Origin of the sequence: Ramlibacter sp. (assembly GCF_035627355.1) — a bacterium.
Lineage (GTDB): Bacteria > Pseudomonadota > Gammaproteobacteria > Burkholderiales > Burkholderiaceae_C > Ramlibacter.
In genome coordinates this window covers 44,128-64,875 of the sequence record NZ_DASPLW010000040.1, presented here as the reverse complement: position 1 = coordinate 64,875, position 20,748 = coordinate 44,128, and the positions used below count along the sequence as shown (strand labels likewise).

The following is a 20,748-nucleotide window of genomic DNA, read 5'->3' as shown; positions in this document are numbered from 1 at the left end:
TGATGAAGTCAGTGATAACCCGCGACGACCCCCCGGCTGCCGGCAAGCAAGAACGCAACAGGGACAAGCCCCGGCGGGGCATCCAGTCGGTGGAAACGGGCAGCCTGCTGCTGCGTGTGCTCGCCGGGCACGTGGCCCCCATGCACTTGCGCGAGCTGGCGGGGGCGGCGGGTATCGCGGCCGGCAAGGCCCACCCCTACCTCGTGAGCTTCCTGAAGGTGGGCTTCGTCGTGCAGGACGCCGCCGGCCGCTACGAACTGGGGCCGCTCGCGCTGCAGATCGGGCTATCCAAGCTGCAGCGGCTGGATCCCGTGAAGGCGGCCGCGCCGCTGGTCGAACAGCTCGCCGAGGAGACCGGCCAGAGCATCGCGCTGGCGGTATGGGGCACCTTCGGGCCGACCATCGTGCGGCTGGACGAACCGGTGCAGCCGATGCACGTGAACCTGCGCGCCGGATCCGTGATGGCGCTGAGCAACACCGCCACCGGGCGGCTGTTCGCAGCCTACATGCCCCCCAAGGTGATCGCGTTCGCGCGCGAGCACGACCTGCTGCTGCAGGGGCCGCACGCCGAGCCGCAGTCGCGCAGGCAGTTCGAAGCGCTGGTGGAGGAAACGCGCCGGCACCGCCTCTCGCGCACCATCGGCCAGCCCATTGCCGGCATCGATGCGTTCTGTGCCCCCGTGTTCGATTCGACCGGCACGCTGGTGCTCGGCATCACGGCCATGGGCCCTTCAGCGAGCTTCGACAGTGCCTGGGACGGCCGTGTCGCCACGGCCCTGCGCCGGTGCGCGGAGCAGGTATCGGCGCGGTTGGGCTACGTCGTCGCGTAGCGGGCCGTGCGGGAGATGAGGCAAACGGCCGTTGCATGTCGGCCGCTTCGCCTATGCCGCCCTCTGCTCCACCGAAACCTGCTCGGACGCAGCCAGCACCCCTATGAGTGTCGAAGCCTTGTCGACCAGCACGCGCACCACTTCCTCGGTCTCGGCCAGGCGGCGGGCCACGGACACCTGCAGCTTCATGACGTCTTGCGCCGCGTAGGCGTAGTCCACGCCGAGCACGTCGACACCGCGCGCTGCGTAGAGGCCGAGGATGCGGCACAAGAGGCCGGCATCGCGTTCGATCAGGTAGACCTGCTCCAGGCGGGTCGCTGTTCGGGTGAGGTCAAGGGTGTTCATTCACTTCGATCCAGGTCATCGGCGACAACCGGCCAAGCTGGGCCGGCAATGGGATGCGCGTGGATCGAAGGGGGAGCGCAGAGGCTGCTCCAGGCGTCGACCCGGCTGACCGGGACGACGCGCACGTTCCCGGTCAGCGGGTAATTCGAATGATGACCAGGATGGACGTGCGGGGTTGCATGGGTGGAAGTCTAACAGTGGGCGACTTCTGACTAGCGAGGGTAATCGGGTAATTGCCAACCCTTTCCGGGGCTACTACATTGCGGAAGCCGCGCTCAATGGCGCTTCATCGATTTGGCGCAATGCATCCAGACCTCGCACCGTATTTCCACTTCACCGGCAAGAGCAGATTTGAGAAGTCGGTGAACTCCTTGCTTGGGCTTCTCGAAGGAATCGCTATAGATGGCAAGGTGACGAGCGGAGAGATGGCGATCTTGCGGACGTGGATTTCCGACCATCAGGACGTCGCTAACCGGCATCCCTATAGTGAGTTGATTCCACCCTTGTCGGCCGCTTTGGGTGACGGAGTCTTGACGCTCGAGGAGCGGGAGGACATGACCTGGTTGTGTAACCGGCTCAGAAGTACTGAGTTCTTCAGCATGATCACGGCAGATCTGCAACGATTACACGCGCTGGTCGGTGGCATCGCCGCGGACGGTCAGATAGCTGTCGAGGAACTGCGTGGACTCTCAGACTGGCTTTCCGAACACGAGCACCTGAAGACATGCTGGCCGTACGATGAGATTGAGGCTCTCACGACTAAGGTGCTACGTGACGGTCGCATCGATGAGACGGAGCACAAGATGCTCCAGTACTTCTTTACAGAGTTTCTAGCGGTGCTCGATGAGCGAACGATCGTGCGGCCAATCGTGTTTGATGGTCCGGAGAAGACTATTGGGGCTCTCTGCGCGGTCGGGCCAACGATCTCCTTCCCAGGCTCCACCTTTTGCTTCACTGGCGTTTCGACGAAGTACAAGCGATCCGAATTCGAGTTCACAGTGCGCGAACTTGGAGGTGAACCCATCCGTAACGTCACCGCCAAGCTCGACTACCTCGTGATCGGTGCAGAGGGTAACCCGTGCTGGGCATTCGCCTGCTACGGGCGGAAGGTTGAAAGAGCGGTGGAACTGAGGCGTAAGGGCGTGAAGGTAGTGATCCTTCACGAGAACGATTTCCATGATGCAGTGCTAGACGCGTAGCCTAAAGGACTTACCGTAGTTGACGCGCGCGCAAGAACTCTGTGACGTCACCCGGATACCTGTCCGGTTCGGATCACACCTGATACTTTCAGTTCAGTAACGGCTTCAGCGAATTGTTTGCCTCCGGAGGAAGCGGCCGCCTCCGCTCAAATCACCGCCCGCATCAACCGCGCCGCCACCCCATAGCTCGCCAGCTTGACGGCGACCCGACCAGGCGGCGTCGCGACGCTCTGGAATCCGAACCGTTCCCAGTAGCGAACCGAATCCTGGATCGCGACCAGACAGGCCTTGCCCAGGCCGCGCGACCGGGCCGCATCGAACGCGGCGCGCACCATCGCCTGCCCGGCGCCTGTTCCCCGCCCGGCGTCCGCGATGGCGAGATCGTGGATGTACAGGGTGTCGGCATCCGCCGCCACTTGGAAGGTCGGGGCGTCGAGCGCCGGCAGGTCCGGAAAGCGGACGGGCGCGGAGATGAGATAGCCGACCATGCCGACGGCGGCCTCGGCCGCGAAGCAAGTGGCCGGCGACGCGAGGACCTTGGCGCGCAGCGACGCCTCCGATTCCGGCACGATCTCCCGGTAGCACGCCGCCTGGATCCGCAGGACGTCGGCCATGTGGGCGTCCTGCAGGCATCGAAGCTCGATCATGGGCCGATGATCTCCGAAGCCGGTCATCCGTGCCGGCGCGAGCAGCGAAGACCCCGCGCGGCCGGCGCCGCGCCGGCACGGTCCAGCTCGCAGGAATCGAACTTGCGAGCCTGCCATGGGAGGCGAAGAATCCGGCTCCCCTGCGTTCCCGTGCGAAAGGAGTTCGCCCATGTCAGCCGATCCATTCGCCCAGCTGAAGGCCGCGCAACGCGAAGGCTGGTCACTGTTCGCCCCCCTCGAAACCCACACCACCGTGCCCGCGGCCGAGCTGGTCCGGCACGCCCGCATCCGCGAGGGCCAGGCGGTGCTAGACCTCGCCTGCGGCACCGGCGTGGTGGCCCTGACCGCCGCTCGCCTCGGCGCCCGGGTGAGCGCACTCGACCTGTCGCCGGCGCTCCTGGAGCACGCTCGACGGCATGCGGAACTGGCCGATGTGAAGATCGATTTCCGCGAGGGCGACGTCGAGGCGCTGCCCTACGAGAACGCCAGCTTCGAGGTGGTCCTCAGCCAGTTCGGCCACATGTTCGCGCCGCGTCCGGACGTCGCCGTCGGCGAGATGCTGCGCGTGCTCAAGCCGGGCGGCACCATCGCCTTTTCCACCTGGCCGCCCGAGCACTTCGTGGGCCAGATGTTCGCGCTGGTCGCGCGCTACGTTCCGCCGCCCGAGGGGGCTGCGCCGCCGCCGCAGTGGGGCGAGCCCGGCGTGATCCGCCAGCGCCTCGGGGACGCCGTGCGCGATCTCTCGTTCCGGCGCGGCGTGATGGTCTTCCCCACGCTGAGCCCGCAGCACTACCGCAAGCAGATCGAGGAGACGCTCGGGCCCGTGGCCAAGCTCGTCGCCGGGCTCAAGGACGACGCCGCGCGCCTCGCCGCCTTCCGCTCCGACCTGGACGCGTTCATCGCGCAGTACCTCGAAGGCAACGTGGTCCGGCAGGACTTCCTGATGACGCGCGCGGAGAAGCGGTAGCCGGCGGCGGCGCGGCGACCGTTCGGGTCGCAGCCCTGCCCTTCAGGCCCTGGCGGTCACCGCCTCCGCCAGGTGCCGCAGCAGCACCGCGCCGTTCCCGCGCCATGCGCTCCCGTGCATGCAGGCCAGCGTGGTCGGCTTCAGCTGCGCCAGCCGGCCCAGGGTGTCGGCGGTCTGCGGCGCATGGGCGAAGTAGTCCATCGGCTGCCGGAAGGCTTCGCTCGGGCCGAGGATGTCGTCTTCGGTAAGCGCCTGCTCGCCGTGCCCCGGCTGGGTGAACAGGTCGCCACAGAAGAAGGTGCCGGTGGACGCATCCATCATCAGCCCGCAGTCCCAGCCGTGCGGCACGTGCGGCGTGTCCAGCCACTGCAGGGTGTGGCGGCCCAAGTCGAGCTGCTCGCCGTCGGCCAGCGCCCGCGGGGCACGGTCGACCATGTCCGCGACCGACACCATGGCCGCGATGCGGCTGCAGACCGGCACGGCCTGCGGCGCAGCGGCCAGCCACAGGTCGAGTGCGCCGCACTCGTCGGCCTCGAAGTGCGACAGGGCCGCGTAGCGCAGGCGCTCCACCGGCATCACGGCGGCCATGGCCTCGCGCACCAGCGGAAACATCTTGCGCGGGCCGGTGTGGAACAGCAGCGGCTCGTCGTCCAGCACCAGGTACTGGTTGAAGCTGAAGCCGTTGCCATCGGGGAAGTCGATCGGCGTGCTGATGCGGTAGATGCCGTCGGCGATCTCGTGCACGTTGGTGCGCGACTGCGGGTTGGTGATCATCGGTGTGCCTCGTCGGTAGGGGTGGTTGGCAGCAGGTTGTGGCGCGAACCCGCCGTCGCGTTACAGCTCTTTTTCTTCCGGCGGCGGCTGGCTATGCTGCGCCCATGGAGCCCCTGTCCGCAACCGAGGTCGACAGCCCCGAGGCGTTGCTGGCCTGCGCCATCGCGCAGGCGAAGCCCGGTGCGGCGCGCGACCAGGAAGCCGAGCTCTACCGACGGCTGGCGCCGCGGGTGCGTCGATACGGGCTGCGCCACCTGCGCGACGCGCAGGCCGCGGCCGACCTCATGCAGCACGTGATGGCCTTCACGCTCGAGCAGCTGCGCTCCGGCGGCGTGCGCGAGCCGGCGCGCGTGCTCTCCTTCGTGCTCGGCACCTGCCGCATGACCGTGTCGGACCTGCGCCGCACCGAGCGCCGCCGCAACGAACTGCTGGAGCGCTATGCCGATTCGCTGCCGCAGGCCGACATCCACATCGTCCCGCGGCTCGACCATGAACGCGTGGCCGACTGCCTGGGGCGGCTGCCCGAGCGCGAACGCTCCGTGCTGGTGCTGACCTTCTACGACGAGCAGCCGTCCGACGCGGTCGGCACCCAGCTGGGCCTGTCGGCCGGCAACGTGCGCGTGATCCGCCACCGCGGCCTCGACAGGCTGCGGCGCTGCGTCGACGCCGGAAGGAGCCGCGCATGAGTGCCCCGACCGACCATCTTCCCGTCGACGCGCTGCTGCAGGACTGGCTGGGCGAAAGCGACGCCGCGACCCGCGAAGCCGTGGACACGCACCTCATGGCTTGCGACGCCTGCGGCGAGCGGCTGGACCAGCTGGTGGCACTGGGCGCCGGCGTGCGCGGTGCCGTGCGGGCCGGCCGCGTCACGGTCGTCGCAGGCGCCGGTTTCGTGGACCGGCTGGCGGCACGGGGCGTGCGCATCCGCGAGTACCGGGTGCCGCACAACGGCGGCGTCAACTGCACCGTGGCGCCCGATGACGAGGTGCTGGTGAGCCGGCTGCAGGCGCCGCTGCAGGGCGTGCAGCGGCTGGACCTGGCGGTGGAGCTGTCGATCCAGCCCGGCGTGGTGCACCGGCTCGACGACATTCCGTTCGATCCGGCGCGCGGCGAGGTGCTGGTGCTGCCGAGCGTCGCGCAGGTGCGGCAGCTGCCGGCGCACACGCAGCATCTCACGTTGATCGCGCGCGAGGGCGACGGCAGCCGCGAGCTGGGCCGGTACGAGTTCCGGCACAGCCCCTGGTCCTCCTAGCGCTGGCCGAAGCTCAGGCCGGCGAACAGGTCCTTGTGCTCGCGCGGCTGCGAGCGCCAGTACTGCCGCGGGGCCTGCACCTGCGCGCCCAGCTCGGCGGCGGCGTGCCAGGGCCAGCGCGGGTCGTACAGCATGGCGCGCGCCAGCGCCACTGCGTCGGCCTGGCCCCTGGCAATGATGGCCTCGGCCTGCGCCGGTTCGGTGACCAGGCCCACGGCCACGACCGGCAGGTCCACCTCGGCGCGGATGCGTTCGGCGAAAGGCACCTGGTAGCCCGGGCCGAGCGTGATCTTCTGCTGCGGCGAGACGCCGCCGCTGCTGGCGTGGATGGCCGCGCAGCCGCGCGCCTTCAGCTCGCGTGCCAGCACGATGCTGTCCGGCACGTCCCAGCCGCCCGGCACCCAGTCGGTGGCCGAGATGCGAACCCACACCGGCAGGTCCGCGGGCACGGCGTCGCGCACGGCATCGAACACTTCCAGCGGGAAGCGCATGCGGTTGGCCAGGCTGCCGCCGTAGGCGTCGGTGCGCTGGTTGGCCAGCGGGGACAGGAATTCGTGCAGCAGGTAGCCGTGGGCGAAGTGCAGCTCGATGCCCTCGAAGCCGATCCGCGCGGCGCGCCGGGCGGCCTCGGCGAACTGCCCGCGAACCCGGGCCAGGCCGTCGGCATCGAGCGCAGCCGGCGGCTGCTCGCCCGCCCCGTGCGGCAGGGCCGAGGGCGCCTCGGCGACCCAGCCGCCGGGTTCGTCGGGCGGGACCTGCTGGCCGCCTTCCCAGGGCGCGCGGCTGGATCCCTTGCGGCCGGCATGCGCCAGTTGCAGCGCCAGCGGGATGGTCGAATGGGCGCGGATCGCGCCGACCACCCGCGCCAGCGCGCGTTCGTTGTCGTCGCTGTACAGGCCCAGGTCGCCGGTCGTGATGCGCCCGACGTCCGACACGGCCGTCGCCTCGACGATCAGCAGCCCGGCACCGGACAGCGCGAGATGGCCGAGGTGGATCAGGTGCCAGTCGGTCGCGCTGCCTTCGTCGGCCGAGTACTGGCACATCGGCGCGATGACGATGCGGTTGGGAAGGCGCAGCGCGCCCAGCTGGAGGGGTTCGAACAGTCGGCTCATGGGGTTTCCTGGCAAGGGCCCCATTGTGTCGGCTGTGGCCGGGCTGCCGGGCTGGCCGGCCCAGGGTCGCGCTAGGCCGTCGGAACCGCGATCTCGTCGAGGAAGGCCGCGATCGCCTCGTTCACCGGCTGCGGATGCATCACCGGCGCCATGTGCCCCAGCTCCGGGAAGTCCACCCGCCGGACGTCCGGCAGCGCCGGGATCACGCGCTCGGCCACGCAGCGCGAGGACTCGGGCGAGCGGCCGCCCACCATGTAGAGCACCGGCACGCGCACCTGCCGCAGCTCGTCCAGCGTGGCCGGCTCGGTGAGCAACGCATGCGACCACTGCGGCAGGTTGCGGCAGGACTCGACGAGCGCCGGGCGCCGGTCGGGCGGGGTGCGCTGGTAGCTGCCCTCGCCCATCCAGAAGTCGATGAAGGCGCGCGCCGCCGCTTCGGCATCGCCGCGCGCCAGGCTGGCCACGCCCTCGCGCACCACCTGCTGGATGCCCTCGATGCCGTTGGGACGCGGCGTGTCGCGGTCCACCATCGCGAACAGCGTGGGTTCGTACACGGCCAGGCTGCGCACGCGCGGCCGGTGCATCAGCGCCGCCTTGAACGCGATCGCCGCGCCGTACGAGTGGCCGACCAGGTGCATGCCCTCCGGCACCGAGGCCAGCAGGTCGTGGACCAGCTCGACTTCGTCGGCCAGTCGCAGGTCGCGACCCGGCGGAGTCGGCGGCGACTTGCCGGCCCCGTAGGTATCCACCGCGAACACGCGGTAGCGGCCGGCGAGCTGGTCCATGAGCGAGCGCCACTGTCCGGAGTGGCTGGCATTGGCGTGCAGGCACAGCACCGCCGGACCGGCGCCGGCTTCGCGCACGTAAGGGGAGATCGGCATGGCAACCCCAGGAAGTGGCTGGCGACTATCGGCCATGGCGCGGGCCGGGTCAACGCGGGACACCGGCTGAGCCGGGGCACTCCGGTCGCGGCACACTGGGCCCATGCCGCAAGCCATCGAGATCAGCGAACAGCAAGGACTTCGCCTGATGCGCTTCGGCACGCCCTGGTGCCAGGGCGCGATGCGGATCGCTGCGCCGGACGATTTGGTGCTGGCGTACGCGGTGCGCATGTTCGGCTGGCTGCTCTTCCACGATCCCGACGAACTGCCGCACCAGCACCTGGTCACGCTGGGCCTGGGCGCCGGCTCGCTCACCCGGTTCGCGCATCGCGTGCTGGGCCTGCGCACCACGGCGGTGGAGATCGACGAGCGCGTGATCGAAGCCTGCCGCACGCATTTCGAGTTGCCGCCGGACGGCCCTCGCCTGCGGGTGGTGCATGCCGACGCCGCCGATTTCATGCGCGGCCTGCGCGGCAGCCACGGCGTCGACGTGCTGCAGGTGGACGCCTACGACGCGGCCGTCGACCGGCCCGCGCTGGACAGCGAAGGCTTTTATTCCGATTGCCGCAGCGCGCTGCACGAGGGCGGCACCGTCGTCGCCAACCTGGTCGGCGGCGCGCTGGACCTGCGGGCCAGCGTCGCGCGCCTGCGAGCCGGCCTGCGGCCCTCCGCGGTGTGGCAATTCCCGCCGACGAAAGCAGGCAACGTGGTGGTGATCGCCCCTTGCGGCGCACTGCCGGAGGACGACGTGCTCGCCTTGCGGGCCGACGAGATCCAGCGGCGCTGGGGTTTGCCCGCGCCGGCGTGGCTGGCGATGGCGCGGCGCACGCCGGGCGTGATCGCCAATGCCCGATGACGCTCGGCGCGAGCCGCCGCTTCAGCCGCGCGCGGCCACCTTCCGCTGTACTTCCCTCGCCCGCTGCAGCAACTTCGGCTCGCCCATGCGCTCCGTCCACGCCGCGAACGCCGGGGTCGGCCCCGACCAGCGCAAGGCCTCCACGTCCTCGAACAGGCGCGCGTCGCTGCGGAGCGTGGCCAGTCGCTTGAACAGCTGCGCGGCTTCGGCCTGCGCGCCCAGCACGTCGGCCGGGAAGGCTTCGATCGGGCCGTAGCGGTTCAGCAGGCGCGCCGCACCCACCGCGCCGATGCCGGTGATGCCCGGATAGCCGTCGGCGGCATCGCCCACCAGCGCGAGGAAGTCGGGGATCAGTGCCGGCTCGACGCCGAACTTGTCGCGGATGTCGGCGGCGGTGCGGATCTGCGGGCCGCGGCGATCCACCTGCAGCACGCGGTCGCCGCGCACGCACTGCGCCAGGTCCTTGTCCGGGGTCCAGACCAGCACCTTCTGCACCCGCGCGTCGGCATCGGCCAGGGCCGCGGCGCTGGCGAGCGCATCGTCGGCCTCCAGTTCCACCATGGGCCAGACCACCACGCCCATCGCGGCAAGGCCTTCTTCCAAGGGATGGAACTGCGCCCGCAGGGCCGGCTCGATGCCCTCGCCCGTCTTGTAGCCGGGCCAGAGCTGGTTGCGGAAGGACTCGATCACGTGGTCGGTGGCCACGCCGACGTGGGTGGCGCGGTTCTCGAGCAGCTGCAGCACGCCGTTCAGCACGCCGACGACGGCGCCGTAGGGCCGGTCCTTGCCCTTGGTGAAGCGGCGCAGGCCGTAGAAGTGCCGGAACAGCTCGTAGGTGCCGTCGACCAGGTCGACGATCACGGCGTTGCGATCGGCTCGAAGCGCGGGCGCAGCACGCCGTCGACTTCGATGCGCTCGAAGAACATGGCATGCGGCCGCACCCACAGGCCCTGCTCGCCGTACAGCGCGCGATAGAGCACCAGCGGCTCCAGCGTCTCGCTGTGGCGCACGACGCCGAGCACTTCGTACTCGCCGCCCTTGTAGTGCCGGTAGCGGCCGGTGCGCGCAGATGGAAGCGGTGCGAGGTCGGACATGCGCGGCAATGTAGCAGCGCCTGCGCGCGACGGCGGGCCAGCCGATGCCGAACGGGTTCGCTACGGCCGCGCTGAACTCATTGCCAACGCCCTGCTTCCCCGGCACGATGCCATCGCACGCGTGAAAACTCGTGACCGCGTGCCGGCGCCGGATGAGGTGCCGTGGCACGAGGGCCCCGGAGTCGCCGCCGATGTCGTTCCTGTGGCGCGAGTTGCTCTGGCTGATGCTGGCTCTGCCGCTGCTGCCGGTGGCCTACGTGTGGCTGCTGCAGCGCCGACGGCGCTCGGCCCTGCGCTACAGCAGCGTGCGCATCGCCAGCGAGGCGGCGCGCGCGTCCCGATGGCGCCGCCACGTCCCGCCCTTGCTGCTCTTGGTGGCCCTCGCCGGGCTGCTGCTGGCCGTGTCGCGGCCGGTGGCGAGGGTTTCGCTGCCGTGGGCCCGCTCGACCATCATGCTGGCCATGGACGTGTCGCTCAGCATGCGGGTCGACGACGTCAAGCCGACCCGGCTCGAGGCCGCGCAGGAAGCGGCGAAGGCGTTCCTGCAGTATCTGCCCAGTGACATCGAGGTCGGGCTGGTCACCTTCGCCGGCAGCAGCCACGTCGCGCAGCGCCCCACGCTGGACCGCCCCGCGCTGGCCACGGCCATCGACCGCTTCCAGATGCAGTTGGGCACGGCGGTGGGCGACGCCATCGTGCTGTGCCTGGCCGAGCTGTTCCCGGACCAGGGCATCACCGTGGACGAAGGGGCATGGAGCCACGGGACGCAGGGGCGCAGCTTGGACGAGCAGGAGAAGAAGGCACCGAAACCGGTCACGCCGGTGGCGCCGGGCTCGTACCCCTCGGCCGCCATCATCCTGCTGAGCGACGGCCGCCGCACGACCGGCATGGATACGCTGCACGCGGCGCGGATGGCCGCCGACCGCGGAGTCCGTATCTACGTGGTCGGCCTGGGCTCGCCCAGCGACGCAGCCACGTTCAACGGCCTGCCGATCTACGTCCAGCTCGACGAACCCACGCTGCGCGAGGTGGCGCGGATGACCGATGGCCAGTACCACCACGCGGGCACCGCCGAGATGCTGCGCGGCGTCTACCAGAACCTGGGTTCGCGGCTCGAAGTGGAGGTGCGCGAGACCGAACTCACCGGCCTGCTGTCCTTCGCCTCGGCGCTGCTGGCACTCGCAGGCGGCGGCCTGTCGGTGCTCTGGTTCGGACGCATCGCCTGAAGGCGCGCTCAGCGGGCGGCCGCTTCGTCCAGCGGCACCTGCCGCGTGCCCGGGCGCGCGTTCGGGAAATCGCGCAGCGCGGCCTGCAGCAGTGCCACCGGGCTGGCGCCGGCGCTGCCGCTGGCCTGTGACTGGAACACCACCTGCCCGCTGGCCAGGTCGCGGATCTGCACGTCCAGCCGCTGCGAGGCACGCGCGCCGGTGCCGCCGATGGGGATGCCTAGCCCGATGCCCACGCCGCCGCCCCCGCTGCCGCCGCTGATGCCTATGCCGACCGACGAACCCCCTCCATACGGACCGCCCCATGGCCCGTAACCCATCGGGTCCTGCGTGGCCGTCAGCTGCACGGCCAGCCGCCCCGATGCGTCGTCGCGCCGCAGTCCCGCGCGGGCCAGCACGGCATCGGCGGCGGCTTCCATTTCGTTGCGCCGCGGCTGTGCCTGCTGCGATGGCAGGCGCTCGTAGCGATAGGTGGATCCGGCCGGCAGCTGCACCGGACCGGTGAAGACCTGCACCGTCGCGGGCGGTGGCGGGCCGGCGCAGGCGGCGAGCAGCGCGACAGCGGACAAGAGGATCGAGCGGCGGGACGGTGTCATGGCCGCATGGTCGCGCTGCGGGGGGCCATCCGATGTAGGACCGCGGCCGGACCTTGGCGCACCAAGCTCGGCGCTTGCAGGCCGCGGCCGTCTGGCAGCATGGCGCCTTCGACCGGCCCTCGCATGCTCCTGCCCTCCTCCCTTCCGACGTCTTCGACCGGGCCCAAGCCTCCGGGCGAGTTGCGCGTGCTCCACCTCGACACCGACCTGGTCGCCATCGACAAGCCGGCCGGCCTGCTGGTGCACCCTAGCCGGCTCGATGCGCACGAGGCGCACACGGCGCTGGAGATGCTGGAGCGGCAACTCGGCGAGCGGCTGCTTCCGCTGCATCGCCTGGACAAGGCGACCAGCGGCGTGCTGCTCTTCGCCCGCACCGCGCAAGCTGCTCGAGAGTACGGGCAAGCCTTCGAGGCCGGGCGCATCGGCAAGCACTACCTGGCGCTGGTGCGCGGCTGGCCTCCCGAAGCCGGCGAGATCGACTACCCGCTCGCGCGCGACCCCGAGCAGCCTTCGGCCGGCCAGCCGCGCGTGGACGCCCTCACCCGCTACCGCCGCCTGCGCTGCTTCGAGTGGCCGTTCCGCGTGGATGGCCGCCACGCCAGCAGCCGCTACTCGCTGGTCGAGGTGGAGCCGCTGACCGGCCGCCGGCACCAGATCCGCCGTCACTTCAAGTACCTCGCGCACCCGCTGGTGGGCGACACCACGCACGGCAAGGGCGCGCACAACCGCGCCGTGGCGCAATGGCTGGGTGTCTCCCGGCTGTGGCTGCACGCCGCGCGCCTGGAACTGCCAGGCGGGCTGCGCATCGCGGCCGCCTGCGGACCCGAGTGGGCGCCGCTGCTCGGCTGATCCCTGCAACTCGAAGACGAAGAAAGGCGCGCACCATGCCTTATGAACTCCACTACTGGCCCACCATCCAGGGGCGCGGCGAATTCGTGCGCCTCGCGCTAGAGGCGGCCGGTGCGCCCTACGTCGACGTCGCGCGAGAGGAAGGCGGCATGCCGGCGATGACGCACTATTTGGCTTCGCCCGAGGTCGCGCGGCCGCCGTTCGCGCCGCCCTTCCTGGTCGAGGGCAAGCTGGTGCTGGCGCAGACCGCGGCGATCCTGATGTATCTCGGGCCCAGGCTCGGACTGGTGGGGCGCAGCGAGGCCGACGCGTTCTGGACCCACCAGGTCCAGCTGACCATCGCCGACTTCGTGGCGGAGGTGCACGACACGCACCACCCGATCGCCGTCAGCCGGTACTACGAGGACCAGCAGGCCGAGGCGCAGGCGCGCGCGGCCGACTTCCGCAGGAACCGGCTGACCAAGTTCATGGCCTGGTTCGAGGCGGTGCTGGAACGCAACCCGCGCAATGCGGGTGCTTCCCTGCCGCACCTGGTGGGCGGCCGGCTCAGCTATGTCGACCTGTCGCTGTTCCAGGTGGTGGACGGTCTGCAGTACGCCTTCCCGAAGGCGACGCGGCGGGTGCTGAAGAAGGCGCCGCTCGTCGCGGCGCTGCACGCCGGAGTCGGCTCGCACCGGCGCCTGCGCGGCTACCTGGGCAGCGAGCGGCGCATCGCCTTCAACCAGCAGGGGCTGTTCCGGCGCTACCCGGAACTGGACGGCTGAAGCGCGGAACGCAGGGATCCCACGCACATTCCGGCCGCGCTGTCTGCGAGCAATTGCAGCGGCCGCGACATATGCACGGGGCTGGCTGGCGCGCGCAACATGGCCGCGGCCCGCTGGCGCCGCCGTGCCCTCGCCGGGCGTGCGGACGCCGGCCAGCCCAGCCGGATCGTTTCTAATACGGGCCCCGCGGGCAGGCAACGCCCCGGCCTGCGGGGCGAGCCGGGCTCCGGCTCCCGGGCCCATCCGGGCCCACCTGCCAAGGGCCATCGCCCGCCCCATCAACCACAAGGACCCGCAGCGCACCTGCCCGGTGCAGAGGATCGCTTCTTGCACAGCACGTTCGGCCCCTCGCGACTCGTCCGCCTGCTCGGCGCCTGGACGCCGGTGGAGGCGGACCGGTCGGGCATGGACTTCGCCGAGCGGACCAGCCTGTGGATCGGCCCGCTGGATGCGATCCGGCTGCAGTCTGCGCAGCAACCGGTGCGCCCCCGACCCGCCAGCGCAGCCCGCGGCCCCGCCGCACGCAGCCAGGCGATCGCCGCCCTCGACGAGGACGTGCAGCGGGTGCGTGGCGTGCTCGCCAAGGCGATCGCGCAGGACCCGCTGGCGCTGGCCAACCTGAAGCCGTCCGACCCGGACTTCGGCTACGCGCCGTTCCGGCAGCGCCACCTGGAGCTGCAGCGCCAGATGGAGCAGATGCTCACGGCCCTGCGCGACCACGTGCGGCAGAAGGTTGCGGGGCGCTCGCCGCGGCTGCGGCCGCTGGCCGAACTGGATGCGGCGCTGGAGGACGTGCTCGCCGTGCGCGAGCAGAAGCTGCTGCCCACCGCCGCGGCGCTGCTGGAGCGCCGCTTCCACCAGTTGCGACACGCGCACGCCAAGGCCCAGGCGGCCGACACACCCGACGACCCCGCCCAGTGGGCCAGGCCTGGCGGCTGGCTGCACGCCTTCGGCGAGGACTGGCGCCAGGCCCTGCTCGCCGAACTGGAGCTGCGGCTGGAGCCCGTGGCGGGGCTGCTGGACGCGCTGCGCAACGAACACGAACACACCCCATGAGCCAACGCCTTTTCTTCCTGGCCTTCCTCCTCGGCCTGCTCGCCCTGGGCTGGGTCGCCACCGGCTTCGTCGGCACCAGCACGCTGGCGCTGGCCATGACGGCCCTGATCGCAGCGGCCTACGTCGTCGGCGCCAACGAGCTGCGCCAGTTCCGCGTCGCCACCGGCTCGCTGCGCGCAGCGCTGGACGGACTGACGACGCCGCCAGCCGCGCTGGCCGACTGGCTGCAGCAGGTCCCCGCCGCCCTGCGCGACACCGTGCGGCTGCGCATCGAGGGCCACCGTGGCGCCCTGCCCGGCCCGGCGCTCACGCCCTACCTGGTCGGCCTGCTGGTCATGCTGGGCATGCTGGGCACCTTCCTGGGCATGGTGGTCACCTTCAAGGGCGCGGTGTTCGCGCTGCAGGGCTCCACCGACGTGCAGGCCATCCGCGCCGCGCTGGCCGAGCCGATCAGGGGACTGAGCCTGTCCTTCGGCACCTCGGTGGCCGGCGTGGCGGCCTCCGCCATGCTGGGGCTGATGTCCGCGATCGCGCGGCGCGAGCGGCTGGAAGCCGCACGCCGGCTGGACGCCGCCGTCGCCGGCGTGCTGCAGCCCTTCTCGCTGGCGCAGCAGCGGCAGGAATCCCTGCGCGCGCTGCAGGCGCAGTCGCGCGTGCTGCCCGAGGTGGCGGAATCGCTGCACGCCCTGCTGGAGCGCATCGAACGGCGCAGCGAGCAGCTCGATGCGCAGCTGCTGGAACGGCAGGAGCAACTGCAGCGCGAGGTCACCGCGGCCTACGGCGAGCTGGCCCGCAGCGTGGCCGCCTCGCTGCAGCAGAACCTGGCTGCCAGCACCCAGGCCACGGGCGAAGCGATCCGCCCCGTCGTGCAGTCGGCGATGGCGCAGCTGGTGCAGGAAGCGCAAGGCCTGCACGCGCGCCTGGGCGAGGTCGCTCGATCGCAGGCGGAATCCCTGTCGACCCGATTCGCGGCCGCCGAGCAGCAGCGCCTGCAGGCCTGGACCGCGGCGCTGGAGCAGCGCGCCACCCAGGTGGCCGAGCGCGCAGGCGGCGAGGCGCAGCTCGCGCTGGAGGAGGTCAGGCGGCTGCTGGAGCAGTCGGGCGAGCTGGTGCGCTCGCGCGCCGAGGCCGAGGCGCGCTGGCTGCAGGAGCACGGCGAGCGCATGGACCAGTTGGCGGCGACCTGGCGCAGCGAACTGGCCGCGCTGCGCGAGGACGAAAGCCGCCGCGGTGAAGCGGCCGTCGGGCGACTGGCCGACCTGCAGGCCACCCTGGCGCAACACCTCGCCGGCCTGCGGCAGGACGAGAGCCAGCGCGGCGAGCAGGCCGCGCAGCGCCTGGGCGAGCTGCAGGCCACGCTGGCCCAGCACCTGTCCACGCTGCGCGCGGAGGAAAGCGCACGCGGCGAAGCGGCGGTGCAGCGGCTGTCGGAACTGCAGGGGGCCGTCACCGGGCACCTCGCCACCCTGGGCGCGGCGCTGGAGGCACCGCTCACCCGCCTGCTGAACACCGCCGCCGAAGTGCCGCAGGCCGCCGCCGGCGTGATCTCGCAGCTGCGCGAGGAGATGAGCCGCGTGGCCGAGCGCGACAACCTGGCGCTGCAGGAGCGCACCGTGCTGCTGGAGCGGCTGGGCGCGCTGATCCAGTCGCTGGAGCAGGCAGCGGGCGATCAGCGCGGCGCCATCGAGTCGCTGGTCGGCTCCGCGACCTCGGTGCTGGAGCAGGCGCAATCGCGCTTCGGGCAGGCCCTGGAGGCGCAGGGGGCGCAGGCGGCCGAGATGGGGTCGCAGGTGGCCGAGGGCGCGGCCCGGCTGGCCGGCGTGGCCGAATCCTTCGGCGAGAGCGTGCAAGCCTTCCAGGCCAGCCACGACAAGTTGACCGGCACGCTGCAGCAGGTGGAGTCCTCGCTGCGCAAGTCGACCGAGCGCAGCGACGAGCAGCTGGCCTACTACGTGGCGCAGGCGCGCGAGGTCATCGACCTGAGCATCGCCTCGCAGCAATCCATGGTCGACAGCCTGCGCGAGCTGAAGGGCCAGCCGCGGACCACGACGGTAGTCGCCGACATAGGCACCGAATGACCGGCGTCGACGACAACGAAGCCACCGCACCGGACGTCGCGCCGGCCTGGACGGTGTTTGCCGACCTGATGTCGGGCCTGCTGGGCGCCTTCGTGCTGGTGCTGATCGGCGTGCTGGTCGGGCAGATGGACCTGGCAGCCAGCCTGGAAGCCGAGATCGAGAAGCGCCGCATCGAGGAGCAGCGCCGCATCGCGCTGGAGAAGGCGCTGGCGGTGCCGCTGGCCTCCGGCCGCATCACCGTCAACGAGGGCCGCATCGGCATCAGCGGCAGCGTGCTGTTCGCGCTCGGGTCCGACCAGCTGCGGCCCGAGGGGCGGCAGCTGCTCAGGAGCCTGGTCCATCCGTTGCGCGTGTACCTGGGCGAGCGCAACGAGCTGCTGATGGTCAGCGGCTTCACCGACGACACGCCGGTGCAGCAGGGCAGCCGCCGCTACGAGGACAACCTGGAGCTGTCGGCCCAGCGCGCGCTGACCGTCACGCGCGCCCTGATCGAGGACGGCATGCCCTCCTCGCAGGTGTTCGCCGCCGCCTTCGGCGCCGAGCAGCCGGTGGCGCCGAACACCGAGGCGAAGGGACGCGCACTGAACCGGCGGGTGGAGATGGCGCCGGTGCCGCGCACCTCGGCGGCCAAGCCGGAGGCGCCGCGTGGCTGAGGCCGCGGCCGGGCCGGCGGATTCGCCGCGCACGCTGGCGGAACTGAACGCGTACATCCGGCGCCTTCGCGCCGCACGGCGCGGCGATGCCGACGCACCCGACCCGGACGAACTGGCCAGCGCGCGGCGCTTCCGCGAAGCCTGGGACCGCCATCGCACCATGGACCAGCTGCAGCAGGCCGTGGCGCGCACGCCGGCCAACGCCGGGCCGCTGAACTCGCATGCGCTGGTGCTGCGCGCGCTGGAGCGGATGGGGGAGCTGTCGCCCGACTACCTGCGGCGCTTCATGGCGCAGGTCGAGACGCTGCAGTGGCTGGAGCGGGCGGCGGAGCAGGTTCCGCGGGCGGCGGAGGCGAAGAAGGCGGCGCGAGGGCGGCGGAAGAAGTAGGGGGACGCCGTTCTCATGCCTTGGCCACCTGGCAAGGCATGCGAGGCTGGAGGCGGGAGCACTGGAGTCCCGCCTTCGCGGGAATGACCAGAATCCGAGGGTTGGTGCGCATTCGAATCGCACCTGTTCCCAAGGAAAACACATGGTCCTCCTCGAATTCGCGATGTCGCCCACCGCCCGGCCGGGCGAGAGCCTCAGTCCCTACGTGGCCCGCATCCTGGACATCATCGACGGCAGCGGCGTCACCTACCAGCTCACCGCCATGGGCACCATCCTCGAGGGCGAGTGGGACGAGGTGATGGCGGTGGTCGGCGACTGCTTCCGGGCGCTGGCGGCCGACTGCCCGCGCATCGGCATGAACCTGAAGATGGACTGGCGCGCGGGCAGCGAGTCGCGGCTGCGCAGCAAGATCGATGCGGTCGAGGAGAAGCTCGGCCGCAAGCTGCGCACCTGAGCCGCTCAACCGGCCTGCTGGCCGCCGCCCACCATCCAGGGCGTACCGAACCGGTCGGTGCACATGCCGAAGGCTTCGGCCCAGAAGGTCTTGCCCATGGGCATGGTCACCGAACCGCCGGCGCACAAGGCCTCGAAGACCTTTCGTGCCTCCTGCGCCGACGGGTAGGTCAGCGCCAGGCCGAACCCGGCCATGGGCTTGTGCTGGCCGGCGGGCGAGTCCGAGGCCATCAGCCGGCAGTCGCCGTCCAGCACCAGCGAGGCATGCATGATCCGGTCGGCCGAACCGGGCGGGCACTGGTCGGGTTCGGGCGACTGGGCGTAGGTCATGAAGGTCTCCATCCGCCCGCCGAGCGTCTGCTCGTAGAAGCGCATGGCCTGCGAGCACTGGCCGTCGAAGAAGATGTAGCAGTCGATCGTGGGCATCGTGGGTCTCCTGGTCGTCGATTCGGGAACGGGCGGACGCGGCAATCCGTGGGCCCGCCCGTTGCACGACGAACGAGGGCCCGCCGGATCGACATGCGCGAACTCAGCGGCTGCCCGGCAGGAAGGCTTCCGGCACGGCTTCGCAGAAGCTGCGCTCCTCGCGCAGGATGAAGCGCAGGCGCTGCGCCGTCTCGAAGTTGGCGCGGCCCTCCGGGTCCGCCTTCAGCCGCGCCCGGTAGGCCTCGTAGGCCGCCAGGCTGTCGAAGGCGATGAGGCCCCAGGCGATGTCGTTGCTGCCCTCGTGCGGCAGGAAGTAGCCGATCAGCCGGCCGCCGCAGCGCGGGATGATGCGGCCCCACTGCCGCGCGTACTCGGTGAAGGCCTCGCGCTGGAACGGGTCGATGCGGTAGCGGATGAAGCAGGTGAGGGTCATGGCGGGCCCGTCTCGATGTGGGCCGCCATGGTGCGGCGCGGAGGCCCATCCACGCTTCGTCGCAGGACGAAGCATGCGCTACGGCGATGCCGCACACTAGGACGCATGAACACCAACCAGGTCGCCCGCATCGCCGCGCTGGTCGGCGAACCGGCCCGCACCGGCATGCTGCTGGCGCTGATGGACGGCCGGGCCCTGACGGCGCATGAACTGGCGGACGCCAGCCGCATCACGCCGCCGACCGCCAGCCGCCACCTGGCGCTGATGGTCGAGGGCGGGTTGCTGCGGGTGGAACGGCAGGGCCGCCATCGCTACCACCGCCTGGCCGGGCCCGAGGTGGCGCGCCTGCTGGAAGGCATGCTGCAGCTCGCGGCCCAGTCCCCTGTCGCGCCGCGCCGGGTGGCCACCGGGCCGCGCGATGCCGCCCTGCGGCTGGCGCGCACCTGCTACGACCACCTCGCCGGCGGCATCGCCGTGGCGCTGGCCGACCGGCTGGTGCAGGACGGTGCCGTGGTGATCGAGGACGACAGCGCGACCGTCACCGACCGCGCCGCCGAAGTGCTGGCGCCGCTGGGCCTGACGCAGGAGGCCCTGCGCGGCGATGGCCGCAGCGCCCGCCCGGCGTGCCGTCCCTGCCTGGACTGGGGCGAGCGCCGGATGCACCTGGCCGGTCGTTTCGGCGCCCTGCTCTGCTCGCACTGCCTGCAGCAGGGCTGGCTGCTGCGCAAGCCCGGCACGCGCGCCCTGACACTGACCCCGCCCGGCGCCCTCGTCCTGCGCCAATGGCTGGGCGAGGAACGCTGGCAGGCGCTGGCCAGCGCGCCGTGAGCGCCGTCAGCGCCGGCCGCCCACCATCGCCATGACCTTGCCCATGTCCAGCGTGCGCGCCTGCTGCTGCATCTGCGGCAGGTAGCGCGCCTGCAGGCCCTGCGCTTCGCCGGCGATGCCGGCATAGGTCTCCTTGAGCATCTGCGAGGACAGGGTGCGGCCGCCGGCGTAGTAGCGCCGCGCCACATGGCCGAGCGCGTAGGTCGCCACGAAGCTCATGCCCGAACTCACGGCCTGGCGCCCGACGCCGCCCAGCAGGCCGCCGCCGACCCGGCCGAGCAACCCGCCCAGCAACTTGCGGCCGGCCTGCTCCAGGTACTGCGAGGTCAGGCCCACGCCGAGGGTGGCCAGGAAGTCCTTGACGTGCCCCTGGTCCAGCTCGTAGCCGTAGGACTGGCCGATGCGGTACACCAGCCGCATCTGCAGAGGAATGATGGCCAGGGTCGACAGCGATTCGGGCAGCAGTTCCAGTGCGCCGTTGGTGATGGCGGCGTTCAGGATCATCTGGTCCAGCTCGGCGTCCGGCAGCGTCGAAGGCCGCCCGCCCACCGGCTGCACCGGCGACACGGCCGCGCGCACGCCGGCGTCGGGCATGGGGCCCTGCAGCGGCGCGGCGGCCATGGCCTGCGCTTCGTCGCTGAACCGCTGGGCGCCGGCCTCGTCCAGCTTCAGCGCCGCCCGCAGTTGCGACAGGAACTGCTGCTCGGGCACCGACTGCACGCCATCGGCGTCGCACACGCACACGGCCATCTCGTAGGCGAGCTGGCGCGCTTCGGGCGAACCGAGGGCCGCGGCCGCCTGGGCGATGTCCACGCGCTTCATCAGCACGTCCTGCACCAGCGTGGGCAGGTGCACGGCATCGGCATGCGCCAGCCCGTCGGCGATGCGCCGGACCTCCTCCCGCTCGCGGTCGTGCTTGCCGCCGTCGGCGAAGGCCGCCATCAGGCTGAGGGTGACGATGGCCTGGGTATCGGACGGGTTCATGCGCGGGACTCCTGGAAAAGACGATTGGGGTCCCGGTTGCGGCGCGGGTTCCCGAAT

The 20,748-nt window shown here is 71.3% G+C and carries 26 protein-coding genes; 15 read left to right on the top strand and 11 right to left on the bottom strand.

Annotation, left to right across the window (positions count from 1 at the left end):
- Positions 1-2: 2 nt before the first annotated feature.
- Positions 3-830: an IclR family transcriptional regulator gene (locus tag VEC03_RS10360; protein ID WP_324914939.1), complete on the top strand. Its 828-nt coding sequence runs from the start codon at positions 3-5 to the stop codon at positions 828-830.
- 51 nt (positions 831-881) lie between these two features.
- On the opposite strand, the gene VEC03_RS10355 is transcribed toward VEC03_RS10360, so the two are convergent.
- The gene (locus VEC03_RS10355) at positions 882-1,175 is read right to left on the bottom strand and encodes a hypothetical protein (RefSeq protein ID WP_324914937.1); all 294 of its coding nucleotides are present in this window, start codon (positions 1,173-1,175) and stop codon (positions 882-884) included.
- 302 nt (positions 1,176-1,477) lie between these two features.
- Here VEC03_RS10355 and VEC03_RS10350 point away from each other — a divergent pair, with 302 nt between their 5' ends.
- Positions 1,478-2,374 carry a BRCT domain-containing protein gene (locus VEC03_RS10350; RefSeq protein WP_324914936.1) on the top strand — a complete coding sequence of 299 codons (897 nt, stop codon included), beginning with the start codon at positions 1,478-1,480 and terminating at the stop codon, positions 2,372-2,374.
- Between the two features lie 146 nt (positions 2,375-2,520).
- Here the strand turns inward: VEC03_RS10350 and VEC03_RS10345 are convergent, their stop codons facing one another.
- Positions 2,521-3,021, bottom strand: coding sequence for a GNAT family N-acetyltransferase (locus VEC03_RS10345; RefSeq protein WP_324914934.1), 501 nt, complete (start codon positions 3,019-3,021; stop codon positions 2,521-2,523).
- A gap of 169 nt (positions 3,022-3,190) precedes the next feature.
- On the opposite strand from VEC03_RS10345, the gene VEC03_RS10340 reads away from it, so the two are divergent.
- Positions 3,191-3,988 (top strand): class I SAM-dependent methyltransferase, encoded by a 798-nt coding sequence (locus VEC03_RS10340; RefSeq protein ID WP_324914932.1) that lies wholly within the window; start codon positions 3,191-3,193, stop codon positions 3,986-3,988.
- Between the two features lie 42 nt (positions 3,989-4,030).
- Here VEC03_RS10340 and VEC03_RS10335 read toward each other — a convergent pair whose 3' ends face one another.
- Positions 4,031-4,762 carry an FprA family A-type flavoprotein gene (locus VEC03_RS10335; protein WP_324914930.1) on the bottom strand — a complete coding sequence of 244 codons (732 nt, stop codon included), beginning with the start codon at positions 4,760-4,762 and terminating at the stop codon, positions 4,031-4,033.
- 104 nt (positions 4,763-4,866) lie between these two features.
- Between VEC03_RS10335 and VEC03_RS10330 the strand changes: the two genes are divergently transcribed.
- Together VEC03_RS10330 and VEC03_RS10325 are read left to right on the top strand one after the other, a co-directional pair.
- On the top strand, positions 4,867-5,448 hold the full coding sequence (locus VEC03_RS10330; protein ID WP_324914928.1) for a sigma-70 family RNA polymerase sigma factor: 582 nt from the start codon (positions 4,867-4,869) through the stop codon (positions 5,446-5,448).
- Entirely contained in the window at positions 5,445-6,014 is a 570-nt protein-coding gene (locus VEC03_RS10325; RefSeq protein ID WP_324914926.1) for a hypothetical protein, read from the top strand. The genes VEC03_RS10330 and VEC03_RS10325 overlap by 4 nt, the downstream gene beginning before the upstream one ends.
- On the opposite strand, the gene VEC03_RS10320 is transcribed toward VEC03_RS10325, so the two are convergent.
- Together VEC03_RS10320 and VEC03_RS10315 are read right to left on the bottom strand one after the other, a co-directional pair.
- The gene (locus VEC03_RS10320; protein WP_324914925.1) at positions 6,011-7,126 is read right to left on the bottom strand and encodes an NADH:flavin oxidoreductase/NADH oxidase; all 1,116 of its coding nucleotides are present in this window, start codon (positions 7,124-7,126) and stop codon (positions 6,011-6,013) included. The two genes, VEC03_RS10325 and VEC03_RS10320, sit on opposite strands and share 4 nt — an antisense overlap.
- Positions 7,127-7,197: 71 nt before the next feature.
- A complete protein-coding gene (locus tag VEC03_RS10315) occupies positions 7,198-8,007 on the bottom strand; it encodes an alpha/beta hydrolase (RefSeq protein ID WP_324914923.1) in 810 nt (269 codons plus the stop codon).
- Between the two features lie 103 nt (positions 8,008-8,110).
- Between VEC03_RS10315 and VEC03_RS10310 the strand changes: the two genes are divergently transcribed.
- The gene (locus tag VEC03_RS10310; RefSeq protein WP_324914921.1) at positions 8,111-8,863 is read left to right on the top strand and encodes a spermidine synthase; all 753 of its coding nucleotides are present in this window, start codon (positions 8,111-8,113) and stop codon (positions 8,861-8,863) included.
- A 21-nt stretch (positions 8,864-8,884) separates the two neighbouring features.
- Here VEC03_RS10310 and VEC03_RS10305 read toward each other — a convergent pair whose 3' ends face one another.
- Positions 8,885-9,724: a 5'-3' exonuclease gene (locus VEC03_RS10305; protein ID WP_324914919.1), complete on the bottom strand. Its 840-nt coding sequence runs from the start codon at positions 9,722-9,724 to the stop codon at positions 8,885-8,887.
- The gene (locus VEC03_RS10300; RefSeq protein WP_324914917.1) at positions 9,721-9,957 is read right to left on the bottom strand and encodes a DUF1653 domain-containing protein; all 237 of its coding nucleotides are present in this window, start codon (positions 9,955-9,957) and stop codon (positions 9,721-9,723) included. Before VEC03_RS10300 ends, VEC03_RS10305 begins: the two co-directional genes overlap by 4 nt.
- Before the next feature lie 191 nt (positions 9,958-10,148).
- Between VEC03_RS10300 and VEC03_RS10295 the strand changes: the two genes are divergently transcribed.
- A complete protein-coding gene (locus VEC03_RS10295; RefSeq protein WP_324914915.1) occupies positions 10,149-11,183 on the top strand; it encodes a VWA domain-containing protein in 1,035 nt (344 codons plus the stop codon).
- An 8-nt stretch (positions 11,184-11,191) separates the two neighbouring features.
- On the opposite strand, the gene VEC03_RS10290 is transcribed toward VEC03_RS10295, so the two are convergent.
- Complete coding sequence (locus VEC03_RS10290) at positions 11,192-11,779, bottom strand: DUF4136 domain-containing protein (protein ID WP_324914913.1); 588 nt, start codon at positions 11,777-11,779, stop codon at positions 11,192-11,194.
- A gap of 186 nt (positions 11,780-11,965) precedes the next feature.
- Here VEC03_RS10290 and VEC03_RS10285 point away from each other — a divergent pair, with 186 nt between their 5' ends.
- From VEC03_RS10285 to VEC03_RS10255, 7 genes are all read left to right on the top strand, one after another.
- Positions 11,966-12,628 (top strand): pseudouridine synthase, encoded by a 663-nt coding sequence (locus tag VEC03_RS10285; protein WP_324914912.1) that lies wholly within the window; start codon positions 11,966-11,968, stop codon positions 12,626-12,628.
- A gap of 35 nt (positions 12,629-12,663) precedes the next feature.
- Positions 12,664-13,392, top strand: a complete 729-nt coding sequence (locus VEC03_RS10280; protein ID WP_324914910.1) for a glutathione S-transferase — start codon at positions 12,664-12,666, stop codon at positions 13,390-13,392.
- 327 nt (positions 13,393-13,719) lie between these two features.
- On the top strand, positions 13,720-14,448 hold the full coding sequence (locus tag VEC03_RS10275; protein WP_324914908.1) for a DUF3348 family protein: 729 nt from the start codon (positions 13,720-13,722) through the stop codon (positions 14,446-14,448).
- The gene (locus tag VEC03_RS10270) at positions 14,445-16,526 is read left to right on the top strand and encodes a hypothetical protein (protein WP_324914906.1); all 2,082 of its coding nucleotides are present in this window, start codon (positions 14,445-14,447) and stop codon (positions 16,524-16,526) included. Before VEC03_RS10275 ends, VEC03_RS10270 begins: the two co-directional genes overlap by 4 nt.
- Positions 16,523-17,179 (top strand): OmpA family protein, encoded by a 657-nt coding sequence (locus VEC03_RS10265; RefSeq protein ID WP_324914904.1) that lies wholly within the window; start codon positions 16,523-16,525, stop codon positions 17,177-17,179. Before VEC03_RS10270 ends, VEC03_RS10265 begins: the two co-directional genes overlap by 4 nt.
- Complete coding sequence (locus VEC03_RS10260) at positions 17,172-17,567, top strand: DUF2894 domain-containing protein (RefSeq protein ID WP_324914902.1); 396 nt, start codon at positions 17,172-17,174, stop codon at positions 17,565-17,567. Before VEC03_RS10265 ends, VEC03_RS10260 begins: the two co-directional genes overlap by 8 nt.
- A 142-nt stretch (positions 17,568-17,709) precedes the next feature.
- Complete coding sequence (locus VEC03_RS10255; RefSeq protein WP_324914900.1) at positions 17,710-18,021, top strand: MTH1187 family thiamine-binding protein; 312 nt, start codon at positions 17,710-17,712, stop codon at positions 18,019-18,021.
- Positions 18,022-18,026: 5 nt separating this feature from the next.
- Here VEC03_RS10255 and VEC03_RS10250 read toward each other — a convergent pair whose 3' ends face one another.
- The gene (locus VEC03_RS10250; protein ID WP_324914898.1) at positions 18,027-18,446 is read right to left on the bottom strand and encodes a VOC family protein; all 420 of its coding nucleotides are present in this window, start codon (positions 18,444-18,446) and stop codon (positions 18,027-18,029) included.
- 103 nt (positions 18,447-18,549) lie between these two features.
- Positions 18,550-18,879, bottom strand: coding sequence for an NIPSNAP family protein (locus tag VEC03_RS10245; RefSeq protein WP_324914896.1), 330 nt, complete (start codon positions 18,877-18,879; stop codon positions 18,550-18,552).
- 105 nt (positions 18,880-18,984) lie between these two features.
- Between VEC03_RS10245 and VEC03_RS10240 the strand changes: the two genes are divergently transcribed.
- Positions 18,985-19,707, top strand: coding sequence for a helix-turn-helix domain-containing protein (locus tag VEC03_RS10240; RefSeq protein ID WP_324914894.1), 723 nt, complete (start codon positions 18,985-18,987; stop codon positions 19,705-19,707).
- A 6-nt stretch (positions 19,708-19,713) separates the two neighbouring features.
- On the opposite strand, the gene VEC03_RS10235 is transcribed toward VEC03_RS10240, so the two are convergent.
- Positions 19,714-20,691, bottom strand: coding sequence for a YcjF family protein (locus VEC03_RS10235; RefSeq protein ID WP_324914892.1), 978 nt, complete (start codon positions 20,689-20,691; stop codon positions 19,714-19,716).
- Positions 20,692-20,748 lie beyond the last annotated feature (57 nt).

Excerpts from the sequence above, each read along its gene's own strand:
- VEC03_RS10240 (WP_324914894.1), top strand. The coding sequence starts at position 18,985 with ATGAACACCAACCAGGTCGCCCGCATCGCCGCGCTGGTCGGCGAACCG.
- VEC03_RS10340 (WP_324914932.1), top strand. The coding sequence starts at position 3,191 with ATGTCAGCCGATCCATTCGCCCAGCTGAAGGCCGCGCAACGCGAAGGC.
- VEC03_RS10350 (WP_324914936.1), top strand. The coding sequence starts at position 1,478 with ATGCATCCAGACCTCGCACCGTATTTCCACTTCACCGGCAAGAGCAGA.
- VEC03_RS10325 (WP_324914926.1), top strand. The coding sequence starts at position 5,445 with ATGAGTGCCCCGACCGACCATCTTCCCGTCGACGCGCTGCTGCAGGAC.
- VEC03_RS10330 (WP_324914928.1), top strand. The coding sequence starts at position 4,867 with ATGGAGCCCCTGTCCGCAACCGAGGTCGACAGCCCCGAGGCGTTGCTG.
- VEC03_RS10345 (WP_324914934.1), bottom strand. The coding sequence starts at position 3,021 with ATGATCGAGCTTCGATGCCTGCAGGACGCCCACATGGCCGACGTCCTG.
- VEC03_RS10320 (WP_324914925.1), bottom strand. The coding sequence starts at position 7,126 with ATGAGCCGACTGTTCGAACCCCTCCAGCTGGGCGCGCTGCGCCTTCCC.
- VEC03_RS10250 (WP_324914898.1), bottom strand. The coding sequence starts at position 18,446 with ATGCCCACGATCGACTGCTACATCTTCTTCGACGGCCAGTGCTCGCAG.
- VEC03_RS10245 (WP_324914896.1), bottom strand. The coding sequence starts at position 18,879 with ATGACCCTCACCTGCTTCATCCGCTACCGCATCGACCCGTTCCAGCGC.
- VEC03_RS10300 (WP_324914917.1), bottom strand. The coding sequence starts at position 9,957 with ATGTCCGACCTCGCACCGCTTCCATCTGCGCGCACCGGCCGCTACCGG.
- VEC03_RS10235 (WP_324914892.1), bottom strand. The coding sequence starts at position 20,691 with ATGAACCCGTCCGATACCCAGGCCATCGTCACCCTCAGCCTGATGGCG.
- VEC03_RS10360 (WP_324914939.1), top strand. The coding sequence starts at position 3 with ATGAAGTCAGTGATAACCCGCGACGACCCCCCGGCTGCCGGCAAGCAA.
- VEC03_RS10290 (WP_324914913.1), bottom strand. The coding sequence starts at position 11,779 with ATGACACCGTCCCGCCGCTCGATCCTCTTGTCCGCTGTCGCGCTGCTC.
- VEC03_RS10295 (WP_324914915.1), top strand. The coding sequence starts at position 10,149 with ATGTCGTTCCTGTGGCGCGAGTTGCTCTGGCTGATGCTGGCTCTGCCG.
- VEC03_RS10335 (WP_324914930.1), bottom strand. The coding sequence starts at position 4,762 with ATGATCACCAACCCGCAGTCGCGCACCAACGTGCACGAGATCGCCGAC.
- VEC03_RS10270 (WP_324914906.1), top strand. The coding sequence starts at position 14,445 with ATGAGCCAACGCCTTTTCTTCCTGGCCTTCCTCCTCGGCCTGCTCGCC.
- VEC03_RS10280 (WP_324914910.1), top strand. The coding sequence starts at position 12,664 with ATGCCTTATGAACTCCACTACTGGCCCACCATCCAGGGGCGCGGCGAA.
- VEC03_RS10310 (WP_324914921.1), top strand. The coding sequence starts at position 8,111 with ATGCCGCAAGCCATCGAGATCAGCGAACAGCAAGGACTTCGCCTGATG.
- VEC03_RS10265 (WP_324914904.1), top strand. The coding sequence starts at position 16,523 with ATGACCGGCGTCGACGACAACGAAGCCACCGCACCGGACGTCGCGCCG.
- VEC03_RS10255 (WP_324914900.1), top strand. The coding sequence starts at position 17,710 with ATGGTCCTCCTCGAATTCGCGATGTCGCCCACCGCCCGGCCGGGCGAG.
- VEC03_RS10355 (WP_324914937.1), bottom strand. The coding sequence starts at position 1,175 with ATGAACACCCTTGACCTCACCCGAACAGCGACCCGCCTGGAGCAGGTC.
- VEC03_RS10315 (WP_324914923.1), bottom strand. The coding sequence starts at position 8,007 with ATGCCGATCTCCCCTTACGTGCGCGAAGCCGGCGCCGGTCCGGCGGTG.